Annotated in this window: 16 protein-coding genes; 11 read left to right on the top strand and 5 right to left on the bottom strand. The window is 57.3% G+C overall.

The window, feature by feature from the left end; translation table 11 throughout:
- The first annotated feature begins 121 nt into the window (after positions 1 to 121).
- From murI to LRR79_RS12140, 4 genes are all read left to right on the top strand, one after another.
- Positions 122 to 946: a glutamate racemase gene (murI, locus tag LRR79_RS12125; protein ID WP_231757465.1), complete on the top strand. Its 825-nt coding sequence runs from the start codon at positions 122 to 124 to the stop codon at positions 944 to 946.
- A gap of 107 nt (positions 947 to 1,053) precedes the next feature.
- Entirely contained in the window at positions 1,054 to 3,771 is a 2,718-nt protein-coding gene (locus tag LRR79_RS12130; protein ID WP_231757466.1) for a PD-(D/E)XK nuclease family protein, read from the top strand.
- Complete coding sequence (locus tag LRR79_RS12135; protein ID WP_231757467.1) at positions 3,768 to 7,265, top strand: UvrD-helicase domain-containing protein; 3,498 nt, start codon at positions 3,768 to 3,770, stop codon at positions 7,263 to 7,265. Before LRR79_RS12130 ends, LRR79_RS12135 begins: the two co-directional genes overlap by 4 nt.
- Positions 7,266 to 7,502: 237 nt before the next feature.
- The gene (locus tag LRR79_RS12140) at positions 7,503 to 8,576 is read left to right on the top strand and encodes a 3-deoxy-7-phosphoheptulonate synthase (RefSeq protein ID WP_231757468.1); all 1,074 of its coding nucleotides are present in this window, start codon (positions 7,503 to 7,505) and stop codon (positions 8,574 to 8,576) included.
- Between the two features lie 58 nt (positions 8,577 to 8,634).
- Here the strand turns inward: LRR79_RS12140 and LRR79_RS12145 are convergent, their stop codons facing one another.
- Positions 8,635 to 9,939, bottom strand: a complete 1,305-nt coding sequence (locus LRR79_RS12145; RefSeq protein WP_407665249.1) for an IS4 family transposase — start codon at positions 9,937 to 9,939, stop codon at positions 8,635 to 8,637.
- 260 nt (positions 9,940 to 10,199) lie between these two features.
- On the opposite strand from LRR79_RS12145, the gene LRR79_RS12150 reads away from it, so the two are divergent.
- The 4 genes from LRR79_RS12150 to LRR79_RS12160 are packed head-to-tail and all read left to right on the top strand — an operon-like array spanning position 10,200 to position 12,784.
- A complete protein-coding gene (locus tag LRR79_RS12150; protein WP_231757470.1) occupies positions 10,200 to 11,342 on the top strand; it encodes a saccharopine dehydrogenase family protein in 1,143 nt (380 codons plus the stop codon).
- A 2-nt stretch (positions 11,343 to 11,344) separates the two neighbouring features.
- Positions 11,345 to 11,818, top strand: coding sequence for a DUF2269 family protein (locus tag LRR79_RS12155; protein ID WP_231757471.1), 474 nt, complete (start codon positions 11,345 to 11,347; stop codon positions 11,816 to 11,818).
- 10 nt (positions 11,819 to 11,828) lie between these two features.
- Positions 11,829 to 12,236 (top strand): DoxX-like family protein, encoded by a 408-nt coding sequence (locus LRR79_RS17395; RefSeq protein WP_407665209.1) that lies wholly within the window; start codon positions 11,829 to 11,831, stop codon positions 12,234 to 12,236.
- A gap of 14 nt (positions 12,237 to 12,250) precedes the next feature.
- Entirely contained in the window at positions 12,251 to 12,784 is a 534-nt protein-coding gene (locus tag LRR79_RS12160; protein ID WP_231757472.1) for a YdeI/OmpD-associated family protein, read from the top strand.
- A gap of 12 nt (positions 12,785 to 12,796) precedes the next feature.
- Here LRR79_RS12160 and LRR79_RS12165 read toward each other — a convergent pair whose 3' ends face one another.
- Positions 12,797 to 14,482: a sodium:solute symporter gene (locus tag LRR79_RS12165; protein ID WP_231757473.1), complete on the bottom strand. Its 1,686-nt coding sequence runs from the start codon at positions 14,480 to 14,482 to the stop codon at positions 12,797 to 12,799.
- Between the two features lie 405 nt (positions 14,483 to 14,887).
- Here LRR79_RS12165 and LRR79_RS12170 point away from each other — a divergent pair, with 405 nt between their 5' ends.
- Positions 14,888 to 15,775, top strand: coding sequence for a phytanoyl-CoA dioxygenase family protein (locus tag LRR79_RS12170; protein ID WP_231757474.1), 888 nt, complete (start codon positions 14,888 to 14,890; stop codon positions 15,773 to 15,775).
- A gap of 55 nt (positions 15,776 to 15,830) precedes the next feature.
- On the opposite strand, the gene tmpT is transcribed toward LRR79_RS12170, so the two are convergent.
- The 3 genes from tmpT to LRR79_RS12185 are packed head-to-tail and all read right to left on the bottom strand — an operon-like array spanning position 15,831 to position 17,682.
- Complete coding sequence (gene tmpT, locus LRR79_RS12175) at positions 15,831 to 16,469, bottom strand: thiopurine S-methyltransferase (RefSeq protein ID WP_231757475.1); 639 nt, start codon at positions 16,467 to 16,469, stop codon at positions 15,831 to 15,833.
- Positions 16,470 to 16,487: 18 nt separating this feature from the next.
- Positions 16,488 to 17,237, bottom strand: a complete 750-nt coding sequence (locus LRR79_RS12180; RefSeq protein WP_231757476.1) for a siderophore-interacting protein — start codon at positions 17,235 to 17,237, stop codon at positions 16,488 to 16,490.
- 1 nt (position 17,238) lies between these two features.
- Entirely contained in the window at positions 17,239 to 17,682 is a 444-nt protein-coding gene (locus LRR79_RS12185) for a MarR family winged helix-turn-helix transcriptional regulator (protein WP_231757477.1), read from the bottom strand.
- Positions 17,683 to 17,856: 174 nt separating this feature from the next.
- On the opposite strand from LRR79_RS12185, the gene hrpB reads away from it, so the two are divergent.
- Both hrpB and LRR79_RS12195 read left to right on the top strand, forming a co-directional pair.
- On the top strand, positions 17,857 to 20,412 hold the full coding sequence (hrpB, locus tag LRR79_RS12190; protein ID WP_231757478.1) for an ATP-dependent helicase HrpB: 2,556 nt from the start codon (positions 17,857 to 17,859) through the stop codon (positions 20,410 to 20,412).
- Positions 20,413 to 20,637: 225 nt separating this feature from the next.
- Positions 20,638 to 22,158, top strand: a complete 1,521-nt coding sequence (locus tag LRR79_RS12195; RefSeq protein ID WP_231757479.1) for a family 16 glycosylhydrolase — start codon at positions 20,638 to 20,640, stop codon at positions 22,156 to 22,158.
- Positions 22,159 to 22,229 lie beyond the last annotated feature (71 nt).

The raw sequence follows: 22,229 nt of genomic DNA on the forward strand, positions 1-22,229 counted from the left end.
GGCGACGCGCTGAGGACAAATGACCTGCCAGTCCCGGCGCTGAATGCGGTATTCTTGGCCCGATTAGCGCGCCCCGCCAATATATGCCGGGCTGCGGAAGTGAGGGAAACAGGTTCTCGTTATGCCCAATGGAAGCGGCCATTCTAACAAGGCCCCCAGCGCATTGATATTCGATTCCGGTGTCGGTGCCATCAGCATCGCCCGTGAGGTTCGCCGGCAGATTCCGGCACTCACCCTGCATTTTGGGGTGGATAACGGCTTTTATCCCTACGGCACCAAGAGCGAGGAAGCGCTCCGCCCGCGGATCGTCGAACAGGCCTCGGCGATGATGGCCGCCACCGGGGCGGATATTCTGGTGGTCGGCTGTAATACCGCCAGCACCCTCGCCCTGCCACAGCTGCGTGAAGTGCTGCCACAACCGGTCGTCGGTGTAGTGCCTGCAATCAAGCCCGCGGCCCAGGAGACCGAAAGCGGCGTGATCGCCCTGATCGCCACCGAGGGTACCGTCAATCGCCGCTATACCCGCGAGCTGATCGAGCAGTTTGCCAATGGCCATCGCGTAATCAACGTTCCCGCTCCCGAACTGGTACGATTGGCAGAAGCCAAACTGCGCGGTGAGCGCATCACAGCCACCGACCTGGACCCGGTACTGCGCCGAATCTTTCACACCGCCGGCGGCGACCGGGTCGACACCGCGGTGCTCGCCTGCACCCATTTCCCCCTGTTGCGGGAAGAGCTCGATCGATTTGCACCCCGGCAAATCCGCTGGCTCGATTCCGGCCCGGCGATCGCCCGTCGCGTGCAATGGTGGCTGGATGAACTACACCTTGTTCTGCCCGAGCGGGCGGAGGCCAGTCAGCTCCTGAGCAGTGCCGCGGATTCCGACGGGCAAATCGCCCTCGCCTTCGCGGAGTTCTCACCGGCGCCGCGCTTACCGGTCAGCTGATCGGTGCCGAAAAAGGCGACCGATGGCCGTTGACAGTCTCCACGTAAACCGCGACTGTTATCCGCTCTACACGCTTGACCAACTCCCAGACCCAGGTTTGCCCCTTCATGCTGCAGCCAGCATTTCCCGTACTCGATATTCTCGCGCAACTCCCCCCGGGAGGCCTGCTACTGACACCCAACAATCGCCTGCGCAATCGCTGCCAGCAGGCGTACGCCAGCGAACAACCGGTATCCGCGAGTTGGGCGCCGCCTCCAGTGGCGTCACTGCAGGGCTGGCTGGACACACTGTGGTTCCGGTTACAACAGCTGGGCTGGCAGCCGGCATTGCGGCAGGTGCTGAATCGTGAGCAACGCCAACTGCTGTGGCAACGCGCGTTTGATGAAGCGCTGGAAAGAGCGTTGCTTAACAGCCTGCAACTGTGCCGCGACGCAGATGGCGCCCTCGCCCAGTTGCTGCAATGGCAGTTGGTAGACAACCTGGAGCAGCTCGACAGCGCCATCCAGCCCCTGCTGGAGCAGTTTGCCCTGTCATTGAGTGCGGAGGCGTTTCCACTGTTCCGTATGATCCGTGCCTTCGCCGATCAGCTGCGCCAGCACAATGCCATTACGCCGGATCAGCGGGACCTGTGTATTCTGCACGCCTTCGATAGCGGCGTGCTGCCTTCGTTACCGCGCATTGATACGGCCGGATTCGTACAGATTTCCCCGCTGCATAAAGCGATCATCGAGAAAGCCAGCGGGGATCTGGTGGACCACCCGGCCGCCAGACGCGCCGCTGTCGTAACCCGCGCTGCCTGTAGCAATCTGGAAGAAGAGCTGTATCAGGCGGCGCGCTGGGCGGCACAGAAACTCGAAGAGAGCAATACAAGCAACCGGCGTGCCAGTGTGGGTATTGTGGTCAACAACCTCGGCCAGTGCAGAGCCCAGGTGGAGACCATTTTTTCCCGGGTACTGGAACCCCAGTTTCTTGACCCCGCACAACCGCGCTACACCCTGCCATTCAACTTTTCCGCCGGCACCCCCCTGGCACAGACACCGGTGGGGGCCGCCGCTTTGCAGTTGCTCGAGCTGCTTGCGGACGAATGGGATTACTCCCAACTGAGGAATATTCTGTTCAGCCCCTTTTGGGGAGATGAGGAATCCCTGTGGTTGCGCAGTGCGCTATTCCGCCGCTTGCGCAAACTGGAACTACGTCAAGTCACTGGCGACACCCTGCGCTACTGGGCCGAGCGAATCACCGAAGAGTTGAAATTCGACAGCGCCTCGCTGCCGCGACAACTTGAGCAGATCGGCGATCGTCAGCGCCGCTGGCAGCGGGCACCGGCAGAAGTCTGGGCCGCCCGCTTTTCCGAGATTCTCACCCTGCTGGGTTGGCCGGGACAGCGCAACCCGGACAGTCAGGAATATCAGCAACTGATGCACTGGGAGAGCGCGCTGGAGCATTTCGCCACGCTTTCCGCCTTTGCCGGTACCCTGACGGTCACTGAGGCGTTGCAACAGTTGCGGCAGATCGCCAGTCGCACGCCCTTTCAGGCAGAGACCCGCGATGGTCCCTTGCAGATTCTCGGCGTCCTCGAAGCCGGCGGCCTGGCCTTCGATCACCTGCGTCTCGTTGGATTCGGCCAGCAGCAATGGCCCACCGCACCGGCGCCAAATCCGCTGCTTCCGATCCAGTGGCAAAAACACTGGAAAATGCCCCGCGCCAGTGCCGAGCGCGAGCTGGAGCTCGCCCGCGAGTTGACCGACGACCTGCTGAATGCCAGTGGCGATATCGTGGTCAGCTATGCCTGCGAGGAAGATGGCGTCCACCAGGGATTGAGCAACCTGTTCGGCGATCCCGCAGAAGCCGAAACCTTCGCCTGTGACGGGCTGACCGAGTACAACCAGCAACTTGCCGACGCGGTCACCCTGGAACAGGTCCCTGACACCCGCCTGCCACCGTTACTGCCAGCAGAGTGCGAGCACGTACGCGGGGGTGCCTCCGTTTTGAAGGCCCAGGCACTCTGCCCACTCAACGCGCAATTGCGTTACCGCCTGGGCGCCAGCGATTTTATGGCCCCCAGTATCGGCCTCGGTCCCGCCGAGCGCGGCAACCTGGTGCACCAGGTACTGGCCGAGTTCTGGCAGACCTGCGGCGACTCCGTACAGCTGAAAGCACTGGACGAAGGCGCGCGCAAGCAACAAATCGAAACCGCCATCGACAACGGTCTGCGGGATATGCGCAAAAAACACGGGCATCTGCCCAGCGGATTCTGGGCCATGGAGCAACAGCGCCTGTTGCGATTAATGGACCAGTGGCTCGAACTGGAAAGCGAGCGCCCCGCGTTTCATGTGGAAAAAATCGAGTGGGATCAGCAGGTCTCCATCGGCGGCTTGCAGTTCAACCTCCGCCTCGACCGCCTCGATCAGCTTGCCGGCGGTGCGCAGTTGGTCATCGACTACAAAACCGGAACGCCAAGTATCAACGAATGGCTGCAGGAACGCATTCGCGAACCTCAGTTACCCCTGTACGCCCTGTTCCAGCCCAAAGCCCAGGCCATCGCTTTTGGCCAGGTGCGCGCCAGCGACTGTAAATGGAGCGGCTGCGGTGAGCTGGAACAGCCCATCAAGGGCATCAAGCCGGTAGCCGATACCCAGAAAGACGCGCCCTACACCACCTGGCAGGATCTCAGCGACTACTGGCGGCAGGGCCTGGAAATGCTTGTGGGCGAATACCGCAACGGTGTCGCCACATTGCAATTCGACCGCCCACAGGACAACACCAATCAGAGTGAACTCTGGCCATTGAATCGCTGGCCGGAGCGGGAGCAGGCAGCACAATGAACGAAGTCGTATCCAACCAGGCGCCCTCCCAGCCCATCGATGCCGAGGCCCGCACCCGCGCATTGGACATAACCCGCAGTTTTGCGGTTTCCGCGCCGGCCGGTTCCGGCAAGACTGGCCTGCTTACCCAGCGTGTTCTGAAGCTACTGGCCAGTTGCCAGCAGCCCGAAGAGGTCCTCGCCATTACGTTTACCCGCAAGGCCGCCGGGGAAATGCGCGAGCGTTTGATCGAGGCACTGCAGAAAGCCCGCGATACCGAACACCCCGACAACCCCCACGATGCCATCACCTGGGATCTGGCCAGCGCACTGCTAGCGCGGGATCGCGAGTTGAACTGGCAACTTTTGCAGATGCCTCAGCGTTTGCGGATCCAGACCATCGATGGCCTGTGCCGCAGCCTGGCCAGCCAATTGCCCATTGAAAGTGGCCTAGGTGCACCGGGTGAACCCCTGGAACAGACTCAGGTCGCGTTTGAGATGGCGGTGGTGAACCTGCTCAAATCTCTGGATGGCGACGAGGCAGATACCGCACTGCAACAACTGCTGCTGCATCTGGACAACGATCTGGGCCAGCTCAATAAACTGCTACAGATCCTGCTGGAAAAACGCGACCAGTGGCTTGGCCCGCTCCTGGGCGTGGGGCACGAAGGGACGCAGGATTATTTTCACTTTGTTATCGACGAGCTGGTGTCAGACCGGTTGACCCAACTGTCCCAGTGCCTGGCTGTTTATCAGGGCGAGGTGCTGGAGCTCGCGGACTTTGCCGGCAGCTACCTGCGCGATCATTCCGTCGCCCACCCACTCGCTGCCTGCGCGGGCATTGTCGCGTTACCCGGCAGTGACGCCAGCGCCCTGCCCCACTGGCTGGCACTGATCAATATGCTGGTGACGGACAAGAATGGGCCGCGCAAGCGCGTCGACAAACGCCACGGTTTCCCCACCGAAAAAGAAGTGCCCGGTGCCGACGCGTATAAAAGCCGGCTCTATGCACTGTCTGCGGAATTGAGCGAAAACGCTCGTGTAACCGAAGCCTTCAATGAAGCCCGCAACCTCCCCACCGGTCTGCAGGAGAGTCAGTGGGAACTACTTCAGGCATTGGCCCAGGTACTGCCGCGCCTCGTTGCTCAATTAAAACTGGTCTTCCAGCAACTTGGAGCGACGGATTACACCGAAGTCGCCCAGGCGGCACTACTAGCGCTCGGCAACAGCGATGAGCCTACGGACCTGGCACTGAAGCTCGACCTGCAGACACAGCATATTCTGGTGGACGAATTTCAGGATACATCGCAGATGCAGCTGCAGCTGCTGGAAAAGCTGACCGCCGGCTGGGAGCCCGGCGATGGACGCACACTCTTTATCGTTGGTGACGGCATGCAGTCCTGTTATGGGTTCCGCAACGCCAACGTGGGTATTTTCCTCGGTGCCCGCGCCCAGGGTATTGGCCACGAAAATAACCGACTGCCCCTGGAAGCCCTGGATCTGCAGGTAAACTTCCGCTCGGAAGGCGCCGTGGTGGATTGGGTCAACAATACCTTCGAACAGGCATTCCCGGCGGAAGACAATATCAGCCGTGGTGCCGTGCGCTATCTGCACTCACACGCCTTCAAGCGCACCAAATGGCCCGCGCCTGCGGTCAACTTCTACGGTTGTGTCAATGACGAAACCCGGGACCTGGAAGCCGAGCAGGCGGTAAAACTGGTGCAGCAGTTGCGCGAACAGGACCCTGATAGCCGCATCGCGATCCTCGTGCGCAAAAAGAAACACCTAGGCCGGGTACTGCCCGCACTGAGTGCTGCCGGCATTACTTTCCAGGCGCCGGACCTGGCACCGCTGGCCAGTAAAATGGTGGTGCTGGACCTGTTGAGCCTGACCCGTGCGCTACTCGACCCGAGCGACCGAATTGCGTGGCTCTCCGTTTTCCGTGCCCCCTGGTGCGGTCTGCAGTTGCCAGACCTATACACCCTCGCCAGCTATAACCTTGCCAACCCGGGCAATCAGATCGATGGTGAACCTGAAGCCCGCGCGCCTACGGACAGCTCTGCGCGCCCGCTGCTCCTCGCACTGCAGGAAATCGACGAGATTCCGCTGCTGAGTGACGACGCCCGCGAGCGGCTGCATCGCTGCGCCAACACGTTGCTGCGTTCCTGGCAACACCGTGGCCGTAAACCCCTGCGCACCTGGATTGAAGGCCTGTGGCTGGCCCTCGGTGGCCCCGCAACCGTCGCCCATAAGACGGACCTGGAAAACGTGCAGGACTTTTTCCAGCTACTCGAAAAATACGATACCGGCAGCGCGATTGCCGACTGGACCCAGTTCTACAACGCACTGGAAAAATTATTCGCCCGCCCGGGCCAGGATGCCCGTGTGCAGGTGATGACCATTCACAAATCCAAGGGGCTGGAGTTTGAACACGTTCTGATCCCCGGACTCGATCAAGGTGGCAAGCCCGGCGGTGACCAGTTGCTACGCTGGGCAGAATGGCTCAACAGCAACGGCGAAAACCGATTTATGCTCGCGCCGAAAAGTGCCCGGGGCGACAAGGATCCGCTGTTTGACTATTTGCGCCACGACAACAGCGAACGAGAACGGCTCGAAGGCACCCGGCTACTGTACGTCGGCTGCACCCGTGCTATTCGGTCCTTGCATCTCCTTGCCTGTGTGAAACGCGACGAAAAGAAAGGCACCCTCAAGCCCCCCGGCGCCGCCGCACTGCTGGCCTGTATCTGGCCCTCCATTCCGAAGGAGGAGACCAGTGACTGGTGTCACTGGCAGGAAGCGCCAGAACAGGAACATGGGCCATCGCGCGCACGCAAGGACTACGATTACCTGCTGCGCCTGCCCCAATCCTGGGAAGTCCCCGCTGCGCCCAGGCGGGAATGGCTGTCTCAGTACCGCACACCGGATTACCAACCGGCGGAAACCAGCGAACCGAACCTGCCGGACATGGGTCTGGTGACATTACGCTGGTTCCGTCACGCCGGCACCGTGGCCCATGAAACCCTGGCGACGCTGACCGAAAACCCGGCGATGCAAACGCAATCACCAGCGGAGCTGAGCGAACAACTGCGCCCCCTCTGGCAGATTCGGCTGGCGCAAGCCGGGCTGAGTGGCAGCAACCTGGAAAAAGCCCAGGACAAAGTGGAACAGGCGGTACTCAACACTCTGAACTGTGAAACTGGACGCTGGCTGCTGGATGCCAGTCATACGGCCTCTGCGGCGGAACTGGAGTTACACAGTGGTGGCCGCCAGTTGCGGAGGAACATCATCGATAGAACCTTTATCGACGAGACCAGCACCCGCTGGATTGTCGATTACAAAACCGCAGAACCGGTTGCCGGAGAAGCGGAAGACGCGTTTATCAAGGACCAATTGGAGAAGTACCGGGGGCAACTGGAAAACTACCGCCGCCTGTTTTATCAACGTGGGGAAAGGTCTATCCGATGCGCCCTGTACTTCCCGCTGCTACAGCGGCTAGTGGAGCTTCCATCTGAATAACGAAGGAACGGGTGTCCTACCAGGTGGGTAAATTTGTGTTTAGGCAGGAATTTCATCCCTTTACTAAGCGCTTGGCTATGATGAGATTTGCGCCCTTACGCAAAAGCCGTGACGCCTAAAACTGTTTCAAATGAAACCCTAGCCCTGCCCCCTGCCACTAGGTAGCATAACTGCCCCGCAGCGCACGCCCTGCGGGCACGGACGCGTAAAAAATTATCGAAAAGTAGTGAATTAGCCATGACCACGCAGCAGTTCGACGACCTGAACGTCGTCTCCCAGGACATCCTGATTACCCCGGAAGCGCTGAAATCGGAACTGCCCGTCAGCGAAGCTGCCGAAGCCTCGGTAGCCGCCGGCCGCGCCGCAGTGCGCGATATTCTGGACCGCAAAGACCACCGCCTGATGGTTGTGATCGGCCCCTGTTCCGTTCACGACGTGGATGCGGCCATCGATTATGCCAAGCGCCTCAAGGCGCTGGCGGACAAGGTTTCTGACACCTTGCTGATCGTCATGCGTGTGTATTTTGAAAAGCCCCGCACCACCGTGGGCTGGAAGGGCCTGATCAATGACCCGCACTTGGACGACTCCTTCAAGATCGAAGACGGCCTGCACATCGGCCGCAAACTGCTGCTGGATATCGCCGAGCTGGGTCTGCCCACCTCCACCGAGGCGCTGGACCCCATTTCCCCGCAATACCTGCAGGACCTGATTTCCTGGTCTGCCATCGGTGCCCGCACCACCGAGTCCCAGACCCACCGTGAAATGGCCAGCGGCCTCTCCTCGGCTGTGGGCTTTAAGAATGGCACCGACGGCAGCCTGGAAGTGGCCATCAACGCCCTCCAGTCCACCGCCAACCCGCACCGTTTCCTGGGAATCAACAAGGAAGGCCAGGTCGCCATCATCCACACCGCCGGTAACAGATACGGCCACGTGGTACTGCGCGGTGGCAACGACAAGCCAAACTACGACTCCGTCAGTGTTGCCATGTGCGAGAAAGAACTGGAAGCCGCCGGCTTGGTACCCAACATCATGGTCGACTGCAGCCACGCCAACTCCAATAAAAACCATGAACTGCAGCCGCTGGTGGTCGACAATGTGACCCATCAGATTCTGGACGGCAACAAGTCCATTATCGGCATCATGGTGGAAAGCAACCTGAAAGCCGGCAACCAGAAGATCAATAAGGACCGCAGTAAAATGGAGTACGGTGTTTCAGTCACCGACAAGTGCATCGACTGGGAAACGACCGAATCCCTGCTGCTGAGCATGGCGGAACAGCTGCGTAATCCACTGAAGGAACGCGTGGGGTAGAACCCGGCATAAACCGAGATTCCCTTTCCATAAAAGGTCGGCATTGCCGTAATGCTGTTCACTTAAGCGGAGCAGCACGACGATTCACCGGATAGCGGGTTTTGCTGATCTTTACCGTCCTCGGCCTAGAAGGCCGAGGACGGTCCTCTAAAAACAGGTTCCCAATCCCCGCCCTAAGCTCCGATAAGCGCGCTCCAGTCCTTGATAATGGCTGAGCCGCGGCCATGACAATCAGCTGCGCAGCAATATACTGGCATGCGAACTTAAAGCGTATCCTGGCTGGGTTTCCCCCGTGAGCGACCGCTGCCTGGCTTGCCTCTCGACGTATCACGTTGTACGCCAACAGTAGCCCCCACACTTCCTGATAAACCAGTTCCACGGTCTTGCTACGTAGGGTGACGGCGTTGTGCTGCATGGAACTTTTGATGTCACGGAAGCCGATTTCGATTTCCCAGCGCTCTTGGTAGAGCTTCGCGACGGCTTTAGTGCCATAAGTATCTGCCGGTAGCGAGGTAAATACCGTTTTGTTTTTGCCATTATGCTTGTAGCTCACTGCTCGAACTTCCCAGTACTCGGGAAGGGCCGGATTGCGCTTCCGAGCCTGGGGGGAGACCTTCATTCGCAGTAGTCGATCATTTTTGTTGTAGACCTCCACTGTCTCACTGACCAGGCCTTTGCGCTCGGGGATCAGCCAGTGGCGTTGCGTGTTCTGATCCGCCCACCGCAGCAAAAGGTCTGCACTCCAAAAACCCTTATCAAACAGGGTTACGGAGGCTTCCGGCACCTGATTCATAAACTCATCGGCCAGGCGTATTTCGCTGCGTCGGTAAGGGCTTAGCTCTGCATTCAGAAGTACATGTGAACGTACGTTCATTAGAGCAACCAGGCGCATAAGAGGGTACGGAGTTTGCCGGTTTGTGCTCGTGTTACCGGAGCCAAAATGATCTCGCAGCTCAGGAGTATCTTGAGTGCGCAACAGCGCGCCATCGACAGCGAGAACTTGCAATCCTCGCCATTCATCTTCGGGGTAACGCTCATGTCCCCAGTGCGCCCCGGTACGTTGAAATAGCCACTGAACGGGGTTAGCACCAAGACGCTGTCGCGCCTTTGATACCCCGCTTGGCGCCAACAGGCTATCGTTCGCGAGCCCCTGAGCACAGATATTGAGCCTGCGGGCAACTTCTGAGACCGGTTCATTCCTGAACAGGGCCATGCCCAGCACGAGCCAGAGTACCTGATCGGCGGGAAGTCGACGGCGGCGAATAGTGGCTTGCGAGGATAACTGCAGAGCGGAATCCACCCATTCAACGGGAATGTTCTGGGTGAAGGTACTCAGGTCACAGAAGGACTGGAGGGCATCAATATCGAAGAGAGACTGCTGAAGAGACACAAAAAAATCCGGTTTCCTGATCTGGAAACCGGATTTTCCGGGGCCCCACCTTAGGCTGCAATGCTTAAGTGAACAGCATTACGGCATTGCCGGCCTTTTTTGTGTATAAACATAAGAGCCCCTGGGCTCTGGCTCCGCTTGCCCCCAACACAAAATCATTTTTACTGTCGAATTTGAGAAGCTAAATAGATGCCAATCAGCCTGCGTACAATGTCGGAGGTACTCGATTTCTAATGGAGACTCGCAACGCAAACAATGTGCGCAGGGTTTTAATTCTCGGCGGTTACGGGAATTTCGGCCGGCGAATCGTTGAAAATTTGTCGCGCCTTTCAGGTATCACTCTTATCATTGCCGGGCGCGACGTGTCGAAGGCAGAAAACTTGCGCCAACAGCTCTCTTCGATTGGCTCCCGAGCAGTGCTCGAAACGGCAGCTATCGACATCAATGCGAATGCCTTTGCCGGAACATTAGAATCCATCGCGCCCGATCTGGTGATACATACCAGTGGCCCATTCCAAGGGCAAGGCTACCGGGTCCCAGAAACCTGTATAGCACTGGGATGCCACTATATCGACCTCGCCGACGATCGGCACTTTGTTTGCAATATCACGACATTAGACAAGCTGGCCAAGGATCGAGGGGTACTGATCGTATCAGGCGCAAGCTCGGTCCCGGGCCTATCGTCTACTGTGGTAGATCACTATGCCAAAGAGTTTTCAGCGCTCGAAACAATTGATTTCGCAATCGCACCAGGCAATCAGGCCGAGCGCGGTGAAGCTACTGTACGCGGCATTCTCTCATACACGGGCCACCCATTTTCCGTCTATCTACACGGTAAATGGGTCGACACTTTTGGCTGGATGGGGCCCAGGCGGTTGGATTTTGGTGAACCTATCGGCAAAAGATGGCTTGCGGACATTGATATTCCCGACCTTCAACTCTTCCCCCATCGCTACAAGGGCATAAAAACGGTTAAATTCCAGGCAGGACTGGAGTTACCGATTCTACATTTTGGCATGGTTGTAATGGCGTGGCTGGCAAAGATCGGAATTGTGAAAAGCTGGGCGCGCCTCACCTCCCCCATCTTCCGCGCAAGCGAGTTTTTCAAGGGGTTCGGCAGCGATATTGGCGGAATGCAGATAAATCTTTTCGGAAGAGACGACCACCTTCAGGAGAAGCGCATAAAATGGACGCTGTGCGCCCAGGATGGGGTTGGTCCATATATTCCTACAGTTTCAGCGATCATTCTTGCAAAAAAGCTGATCGCCGGAGAGATCGATATGAAAGGTGCCACACCCTGCTTGGGTTTGTTTTCAATCGCAGACTTTGACAAGGAAGCTTTACCACTCGGAATTTCTCATCAACTGGAGCGATAGCATTGGAGTATTATCTTGTACTGAAAATGATCCATATCCTGAGCGCCATGGTAGTTGCCGGCACGGGAATGGGTATCGCCTTCTTTATGTTTATGGCAAGCCGCACCTCGAACATTGCCGCGATTGCTATCACTGCACGCCATGTGGTTCTTGCAGATTGGCTGTTTACTGCTCCAGCAGTAGCAAGCCAGTTTGTAACCGGTGTGCTCCTCATGCAAATACTCGGATATTCATTTTCCTCCACCTGGTTCCATTCTGTCATTGCATTATTTCTATTTATTGGAATCTGCTGGTTGCCGGTCGTCGTCATTCAATATCGACTAAAATCACTATCCGAAAAATCTCTGACTTCAGGCCAACTTAGTCCAGATTTCAGAAAGCTCATGCGCCGGTGGGTGGCCTTGGGGATACCGGCATTTGCATCAATTTTGATTATTTTTTGGCTAATGGTATTCAAGCCACTGTCGGTCATTTAGGTACTCTGTGGTGGTCCATTTTCATTTAATTGCAAGGCTCAGCCTTAGTTTTCTATGGCTGGCAACCGCCATTACATCCCCCTTTTTCGCCAAAGATATTGGCTATGAAGTATTGGCCCATGGAGGAATTCGCGGAAGTCTGGCCAGTGTGTGTATATGGGCAGGTAGTGCTTTAGACTTGGTTATCGGTATCTGGCTCCTAGCTGGATGGCAATTACAGCGGTGCTATCTCTTCCAATTTGGAGTAATCATCACCTATACCGCTCTTCTGACCATCATTAAACCCGACTTTTGGCTCCACCCTTTCGGTCCGTTAACCAAGAACATTCCTATCTTGGTGATGATTAGCTACTTGTACCTAAGCACCTATAGCGACAAACTTATGGGCCAAAAAACACTATCGACTAACAACAGATGACCAAACAAAAGATAATGTACCAATTTCGAGAGAAATTACTCCGCCCCAAGGTACCGGGAGACAATGGAGGCTGGGCGTTCGTGGTTCTTCCCAAGGAGGCCAGCGCAATCCTGCCCCGACGGGGCCGCACTACGGTTAACGGTCGAATAAACGGCAAAACCTTTCAGGCGCTTCTCGAGCCAGATGGCCGGAAGAGTCATTGGCTGAGAATCGACAAAGACTTACTGGAATCCGCAGGCACAGTTCACGGTGATGTTGCGGAGTTTGAAATTGAAGCGGTGGATAAGGAGCCCGAGCCTGAAGTGCCGTCAGACTTTGACCAAGCACTAATGGCCTCACCACAATCCAGGGCGACCTGGGATGCCACAACCACCATCGCCCGTATCGACTGGATTCACTGGATCGAATCCGCCAAGCAGGCGAAGACCCGGATAAAACGTATTCAGGACGCCTGCAATATGCTCGCAGAAGGGAAAAAGCGGGTTTGCTGTTTTGATACTTCCGGTTTTTACAGCAAGGCGCTGAGTGCGCCGAAAACCGCGGATTAGTATGTTGGTCAGCTAGCTGGAAATAATCATCAGTAGCGCCAGCAGCGCACCAAACCACACCAACAGCCACAGTGACCGTCGATACCAATCGAACCTGGCTTCCTGACGCAAGTGGCTCTGGATCGCTCGCTCGTACAGATCCCGATTGAGTCGCGCCTCGCCAATAAACTCTCCGCCAACATTCTCACGGCGACCCAACGCGCGCCTGCTCGTCCCGTCATCAGTGCACTGCCACACGAACGACAGAAGCAACGCAAGTACCGCCGTAACAAGGAAGCCAATCACATTCCACCAGAGCCAGGAAACGTCAGGTAAAAACAGCCAGCAGCCGCCGTTTACGGCAATACCGCCGAGCAGACCAACGATAACGTGGCGTCCGCAGACGTCTTTCGCAATAAACCCCAGCGCGAACACCGCGAGAATCGGTCCGTTCGCCAGTGAGCCGATCTTGTTAATGGCCTCAAGTACCGTGGGCGCAATATCACCCACAAAAAACGCCATGATCAGGGTCACCCCACCCCAGAGTGCGGTGATCAGCCGGGACAGCACCAGCTCCCGGCGCGCACTCCAGCTTCCGCGGTGAAACCGCCGCACATAGTCTTCCATGGTGGTAGCACTTAACGAGTTCAGCACCGAATCCAGAGACGACATCGCGGCAGCGAACAGTGCAACCAGGCTTAAACCCACCAGCCCCACTGGCAATGCGTGAATCATGTAAATCGGCACCGACAGGTTGTACTCGGGGCCATCGCCGGAGTCCGGCAATGCCGCGATAAACTCCGGGTGTCGAGCAGCGAACACGGCAATCCCCACACCGACCAGACAGTACAGGAATACCAGGGGGAAACGCAGCACACCGTTAATCAGCAAAGCGTTATTGGTTGCGTCGATATTGCGGGTACTCAGCTGGCGCTGTACCTGGCTCTGATCACACCCGTAATAGGAAACATAGAGAAACAGCCCACCAAACAACATTGGCCAGAAAGCGAAGGTCTGCCCGTCGCCAAAACCGTGATGGGCAAAATCCAGCGTACTTTTCCGCTCCGAAGAAAACGCTTGCCACATTTCGCCAAAGCCGCCGCTGGCTTCCACAAGGAAGATCAGCACGACCAGTAGCATGGCAGTGAGAATCAAAAGCTGAATAACGTCTGAGTAGATAACCCCACGAATGCCACCCAGCACGTCGTAGAGCACCGTAAACGCACCCAACAGCAGTACCGACGCGGTAAAACCCAGCCCCGTAATCAGGTCAATCACGAGGGCAATGCTGTATACGGTAACCGCCGTGGCGAAAGCGCGCACAAACAGAAAGAGACCGCTCAATGTGAGGCGAGTGGGCAGATCGAAGCGTTGCTCCAGATAGGCGTACACTGAGACCAGCTTGAGATGCCTAAACAGCGGCATGACAAACAGGATCAGAACGATCATTGCCAGTGGTACCGCCAATTCATACTGTAACCACAAGAGCCCACCGCCGGCCGTGAAAGCGACAAACGCAGGGGCGCCGAGAATACTGTTGGTGGAGCATTGCGTGGCCATGATCGAAAGCCCTACCGGCCAGGGCCCTACGTTGCGACCGGCCACATAGTAGTCTTCCCTACTGTGCTGTCGGCGAGACAGCCAGTACGCCATAGCGAGAAGGCCTACGCAGTAAGCGACAATCACCAACCAATCTATCCAGGCGATGCTCTGGGTCATTCCAATCCTTGAATTTTTGCGAATCTGGTCTGTACTTTTGGGGCGGGCAGCAGTTGCAGTCCATCGCGCTCACCTCATCCGCACACGTTTTCTCGACGGCTGCTTGAAATAAGCAGCGTACGCGTCAGATCTCGACGCTTGACTTGCACCTGGAGAGCCGCTTGAATATCGCGCCGGTTCATTCCACCTGCGCCTGACCAGCCGGGGAAGAATCCTGTCGATCACTGGGTTCCTGCCCGCGATCACCCGGCTCGTCAACTCCACAAGGGCACTACACGGCCCGCTTTGTCCGAGCGTACCAAAATCGGCGGCCAGGTGCCTTGAGCAACAACGTTTTACATTTTTCAGACCCAACCGGTAAGGCCCACCCTTGCCTGCAGTTTCAGAAAAGGAGGAAAACGTTCTATGACCGATGATATGTACCCTTCCCGTATTGGTGGCAGGGAGCAAATCATCCCGCGTAAGGACCCTGTGATTTACGCGGATCCCGCAACCACCCACGGCCCTTTGAATGACGGGCAATTGTCATTTTACCGAGAAAACGGTTATCTCATTTTCCCTGAGTTTATGCCGCAACTGGTTGCACCATTGCGCGCAGAAACCGAGAGCTTGCGTCATAAGCTCGCCGGCCGCGAAGAACTGGTGTGCGAGCCCCACGACAACTCACTGCGTACCATTTTTAATCCCTGTGGCTTCAGCGGTGCCTACGATCGATTTTTCCGGCATCCGCAAGTACTACCGATTGTGCATCAACTGCTGGGGTCCGAGGTATACCGAATGCAATCCCGGATTAACAACAAGCCGGCCTTTCACGGTCGCTCTTTCGCCTGGCACTCGGACTTTGAAACCTGGCATGTTGAAGACGGCATGCCGCGCATGCGCGCATTGACCGCCTGGATCATGCTCAATGAGAATCACCAGCACAATGGCCCACTCTATGTGATTCCCGGCTCCCACCACCTGTATATTTCCTGCAGTGGCAAGACGGCGGAAGACAACTACAAATCTTCTCTGCGGGAACAGAAGCTGGGTGTCCCACGGGCGGAAACCATGCGCGAAATTCTGCAAGGCAGGGACATTCACGCCATTACCGGAAAACCGGGCACCCTGGTGATTCACGAGTGCAACCTGCTGCATGGATCACCAGATAATATTTCGGGTGACCCTCGGCAGGTAGCCATGTGTGTGTACAACAGTGTACACAACCGCCCGCAAGCCCCCTTCGGGGCCCCCAAACCCCGCCCCGGGTTTCTCAGTAGCCGCGATCACACACCGGTGACGGTGGCCGCTTGATCTTAGGCGGCCCCCATCCGTACCTCGCGCACTGTCAGTATTGTGGGGGCCGCGCTCACCTGGGCTGCAGGTGCCAGACCTGCTCCATCGCCGCGACCTGTCCTTTCAGGCCACCCGCAACCGCGACGGAACTCAACAACTCAATGGTGTAACCGTCAGCATACAGCTGCCGGATTTCTTCACCATTGACACAGAAAGGCGGCCCGGCCAGCCGGGCCTGATCGTACTCGAATGAAATCAATAACTGGCGCGCGCTGGCAGTAAGGTTGTGCAGCTGTTGCGTGTAGGTTTGCCGGGTGTGCGCAGGTAACGCCACCAGGGCTGCACGGTCGTAGATGGCATCCACCGGGCCAAGCGCCGATCCCGTCAAATCAAATATATCGCCAACAAACATCTCGACGTCGTCACTGTGATATTTCTTCAGTGCGCCAAGGTCGGTGACTCGCGGGTTGATCGCCAGCTGATCAAACAGTTGTATAACCGCAGACTCACTCAGCTCTGCCCCGGCAACTCGGTACCCTTTCTCCAGCAACCAGGCAATATCCAGCGTTTTACCGCACAGGGGCAGAAAAAGCCGGTCACCCTGGCTTAAATTGAGACACGGAACATGCTGAACCAGTAGCGGGTGCACCTCGCGGTTATGAAAGCCAATTTCGTTGTTGCGCCATTTCTCCAACCAGAATACTTTTTCCATAAATCTTTGTGCTCTCCGTTACGATGCTGCCACGGCAGTTTCATCTTCGCGCTTTACCACCTTGTGCTGATCTTCACTCATACCGTACTTCCAGTAACTGGAAATATACCGAAGCTTCGCGTCAATCCGACGCACCTCACGAAAATAGGCGCGGAACTTGCGCATGCTGGAGAATTCGCAAGCACACCATACCGATGGGCTGCCCTCGGGCCAGGGTAATTGGGCTACCGTACTGAACAGCGCCTCACCGGGCGGAGACTGGTGGCGACGGACCACCCACACAATATCGACGCCGGGCGGACAGACGAGGGGCTGACGATCAGCCTGACTGGCAACTTCGATAACGGCAACCCCCGTTGCGGTGTCCGGCAATCGCGCAAGGTTTACGCTGATCGCAGGTAAGGCAGTCATATCCCCCACGAATAAGTACCAGTCTCCGTCAGGATGAATCAGTTTGCGTGTACCGGGGCCTCCCACAAGGATGGGATCCCCTGGTTGTGCGCCGAGCGCCCAACGGCCGGCGGGCCCGGGATGATCGTGTATCACAAAGTCCACATCGATTTCATTGTCGCGCTGACTGCGAATCGTATAGGTGCGCATCAAGGGTCGACGGCCTTCTCCCTGCTTGAACAGCAGCTTGATATATGCGCTTTCCTGATCCGCCGGGAACCCTGCCATCTGTTCGCCGCCGATTGTGAGTCGCAACATATGCGGGGTGATATGTCGGCTCTGTATTACCTGTAACTCTCGTAGCGCAGGTCTGGACATGCTAGCGACCTCCTTCAGATTCACTAGTGAGATTCGACACCATACGGGCGGTAAGATCCGCAAATTGTTCGAGCTCGTTTGCACTCAGGCTGCGTGTCATCGCCTTGGCGGTCTCCTGCTCCGCGGCCATCAGGTCTGCCAGCACCGCCCTGCCCCGTTCCGTGGGGAGCAACAACTGACTCCGCCCGTCGTCCGGGTTCGGGCGCTTCTCAATCAGCTGCTCGGCAATTAACTCCTTCAACACCCGGGTAATCTGCGCTTTATCACGCTGCATACGCTGGGCGATGGATTGCGCAGTGGAGTGTGGGTTCCGACAGATCCCCTTGAGTGCCCGAATATGGGTAATCGGCAGTCCCAGATCTCGCCGGGCTACCTCTTCACGCAGTCGACTTCGGTACCGATGCATCAGCCGATGCAGGTTGTCGCTCAGTGTCGATTCACTCATATACCTTGCTCGTAAAACATCGTGCCTCGATTTCCGACCTGGGCCGGGGTGTGTTGCCAACCGCATATGATTGACACTATCAATGATACAAAAAGAAGGTGACAGTGTCAACCATGTAGCCCAACTACCACCCCGCACTCCTACGTATAAATCCACGCCGGTATAATCACGCCCATGAGAGAACTACCCATTCAGGACGTACTTCCAGCCCTACTGGAAAAACTCCGCGCACACCACAACGTCGTCCTGCAGGCCCCTCCCGGCGCCGGCAAGACCACCGCTGTGCCGCTGGCACTGCTCGAGAGCCCGTGGCTGCAGGGCCGCAAGATCATCATGCTGGAGCCGCGGCGCCTCGCCGCGCGCACGGCTGCAGCCCGCATGGCGCAGCTTTTGGGGGAGCCAGTGGGTAAGACCGTGGGCTATCAGATCCGGGCGGAACGTAAAACCAGCGCGCAAACCCGTATTCTGGTAGTTACCGAAGGGATATTGACCCGCCTGCTGCAGTCCGACCCCGAACTGGCCGATACCGCGCTGGTGATCTTCGATGAATTTCACGAGCGCAATCTGCAGGGAGACCTGGCGCTCGCCCTGTGCCTGCAATCCCAGGAGGTGCTGCGCGAGGATCTGAAGCTCCTCATCATGTCCGCAACACTGGATGCGGAGGGTATCGCCGGGTTATTGGATGACGCACCAATCGTGACCAGTGAGGGCCGCGCCTATCCGGTAGACATTGCCTACCTGCCCCATACGCAGGTGCCCGAACACATTCGCCAACTGCCCACACTGATCAGCCGCAAGGTGGGTGAGCTGATCGACCAGCAACCGGGCAGCATCCTGGTCTTTCTGCCTGGTGTCGGTGAAATCCGGCAAACCGAGCGGGCGCTCCGCGAACATCTCGGCCAGCGGGACGATATCCTGATCGCGCCGCTATACGGTGACCTGAAAAAAGAACAGCAAGATGCAGCCATCAATCCGTGCCCATCCGGGCGCCGCAAAATCGTGCTGGCAACCAATGTTGCGGAGACATCCCTGACCATCGAAGGTATTCGTATGGTGGTGGATTCCGGTCTGATGCGGGAGTCCCGGTTTGATCCTAATACCGGTATGAACCGACTGGTGACGACGCAAATCTCCCAGGCCTCCGCAACACAACGCACCGGCCGCGCCGGACGGTTGAGCGAAGGTTTTTGCCTGCGACTGTGGAGCGAATCCACCCAACGGGGTATGGCAAAGAAGAACAGCGCGGAGGTGCTGCTCAGCGACCTGGCGCCGCTGGTTCTGGAGCTGGCCCAGTGGGGCGTGAGCGACGTGCGCGAACTGCGCTGGCTGGACCTGCCGCCACCCGGACCTGTGGCCCAGGCACGGGAACTGCTGATGGAACTGGGCGCTCTGGATTGCGAGTGGCGCATTACCGACCACGGGCAACGGATGCTGACCCTGGGCGCCCACCCGCGGCTCGCGCACATGATCTTAAAAGGTAGCCAGCTCGGACTGGCAGAGCCTGCCACCCTCCTCGCAGCGCTGCTGTCGGAACGGGATATTTTCCGCGGTGAACAGCGCTGGAACCGGGACATTCAGCAACGTATGGATGTTCTGCAGGGAAGAGCCAAAGCCGGGACAGCCGACCAGGGTGCAATTCAGCGCATTCGCCAGCAGGCAAATACCTGGCGCCAGCAGCTGTCTGCTCAACAAAATTCCACGGCGACAGAAGGTTCCACTCCGGATCCCCTGGACACCACCGGGGTACTGCTCGGGTTTGCCTACCCGGACCGCATTGCGCAAAATCGCCGCGATCAGGGGCGTCGTTTCCTGTTGTCCAACGGTCGGGGGGCGCACTTTTCCCACGATGACGAGCTCGCACTGCAGCCTTACCTGGTGATCGCCGAGCTGGACGGCCAGGGGCGCGATGCCCGAGTGCAGCTCGCCGCCGGGATCAGTCGCACAGCGCTGGACCAGTTCTTCGCCGACCGGATCGAACAAACGGATGTTGTGCGCTGGGATAACCACAGTGGGCGCGCCATTGCCAGCCACCAGAGGCGCCTCGGCAAACTGGTTCTGGAAGATAAGCCCTCCGCCCATATCGCACCGGAAAAATTGAGCCTCGCCCTGCTGGATGCCGTGCGTCAGACCGGCTTGCGCCTGCTGCCCTGGACCAAAGAGTCCGAGGGGCTGGTGGCCCGTGTATGCTTTCTGCAGTCGGAGCGGGAGAAGTTTCCGGATCTTCTCGGGGAACTGGAGTTATCGGACTGGAGTGACAGTGCCCTGCTTTCCACCCTGCAGCATTGGTTATTGCCGCATCTGCAAGGCTTCAGCAAACTTGAACAACTGAAACAACTGGACCTCAAAAGCATTCTGCTGGGGCAACTGGACTGGAATGCACAGCAAGCCCTGGACGCTCTGGCACCCGGCCATCTGCAAGCCCCCAGCGGCTCACGTATCGCCATCGACTATGTGCAAACGCCGCCAGTGCTAGCGGTGCGACTGCAGGAGATGTTTGGCCTGGCGCAAACTCCGGCGATTCTCCGGGGCCGCTATCCGCTGATGATTCACCTGCTATCTCCAGCACAGCGCCCGGTGCAGGTCACAAGAGATCTGGCCAGCTTTTGGCAGAACACCTATCACGAAGTAAAAAAAGAATTGCGCATCAAATATCAGAAACATTTCTGGCCAGACGACCCGGCCAACGCACAGGCCACCAACAAAACCAAGAAACGTATGAACAACTCGTAGGCGGAACCATACCTGTTTAATTCCCGGCCTCCGTAGATATTCACGACACCGGAGGTCAACTGAATTCAGATAAGCGCCACCAATGTCACATTTACCAAGTCTCACCTTCTATTTACTTCCAACATGGGACGCCACGACGTAATTTCCAAGGGATATTTTCGTAGCTCACACCTTGCTAACCACAAGGATTGCGAGCGCCCTTGACACTACCCAGTGAGACAACAAATGAGATCAGCTATACATTCGCGGCCGGCGAAACTGCTTCGCACGCTGCTTACAGGATTCGGTGCCGCAGTACTCTGTTGCAGTGCCCATGCAACTCTCTTCGAAGCCGAAGATTACAGTGCCTTTTATGACACCACTCCAGGAAACACCGGTGGTGCCTATCGCGCCGATGATGTCGACATAGAAGCCACCACCGATAGCGGGGGTGGTCACAATGTAGGCTGGGTCGATGCCGGTGAATGGCTCGCCTTCAACAACCTGACGATTCCCAGCAGTGGGACCTATACCGTACGCTTCCGGGTCGCCTCCGCAACCGGCGGGACTTTATCGAATGATCTGAACGGCGGCACCATCGTGCTCGGCAATCTGGAGATCCCCAACACCGGAGGTTGGCAGAACTGGCAAACCATATCTCACACAGTACATATCGACGCTGGGACATACAGCCTCGGTGTCTACGCCGTTACCGGTAACTGGAACCTGAACTGGATCGAAGTCGTTGCCGAGGAGTCGGACACCGGCGTTGCCAGAGTCCATGAGCATTGCAATTTTAACGGTTGGTCCACCGCACTCGACGTTGGGAGCTACAATCTGGCGAGTCTCCAGGCATTGGGTTTTGCAAACGACCAGGCCTCATCCATTGAGGTGTCATCCGGTTACCAGGCTACGCTGTACGAACACGATAATTTCACAGGCGCGTCGGTCACCATTACCGGCAACGATGAGTGCCTTAATAATGAAGGCTTCAACGATAATGTGACGTCGATTGTCGTGAGCCCGGCAGCGAGCAATGGACTGGTGTGGGCCGATGAATTCGACTCCATCAATAGTGCCAACTGGACGTTCGAAACCGGTGGTGGAGGCTGGGGGAATAGCGAGTTGCAGTATTACACCGCAGGCCAGAACGCATCGATCCAATACGACACTCAAGCGGGTAGCAATGTGCTGGTGATCGAGGCACGTCAACAAGGCGGGCAAAGCTGCTGGTACGGACCCTGCCAGTATACTTCCACCCGCATGATCACGGCTGGCAAGAAGGAGTTTCAGTACGGTCGTATCGAGGCCCGTATCAAATTGCCGCAGACCCAAGGTATTTGGCCGGCCTTCTGGATGCTGGGAGGAAACATCCGCACGGGCACGCCCTGGCCTAACTCGGGAGAAATCGACATCATGGAGCACGTAGGCTTTGAGCCGACTCTAACCCATGGTGCTTTGCACGGCCCCGGTTACTCCGGTAACACACCCATTACGGGAACCTATAACGTCGGTCAAAATGTGGACGCGGGCTATCACGTTTACGCGGTAGAGTGGAATAGCAGCGGCATCAGCTGGTACGTCGACGGCAATAATTTCTACAGCGTGTCACGTACCCAGGTAGAGCAGTATGGCCCCTGGGTATACGACCACCCCTTTTTCATCCTGCTAAACGTCGCGGTTGGAGGTACATGGCCAGGCAGCCCGGACAGCAGTAGCCAGTTCCCGCAACGGATGTACGTCGATTATGTTCGTGTCTACCAATAAGTTCTGCGGGTAATTCCGATACGACAAAAAGAAAAAACGCGGCATCTGCCGCGTTTTTTCTTTCGGAATAA

This window comes from Microbulbifer elongatus (genome assembly GCF_021165935.1).
Lineage (GTDB): Bacteria > Pseudomonadota > Gammaproteobacteria > Pseudomonadales > Cellvibrionaceae > Microbulbifer > Microbulbifer elongatus.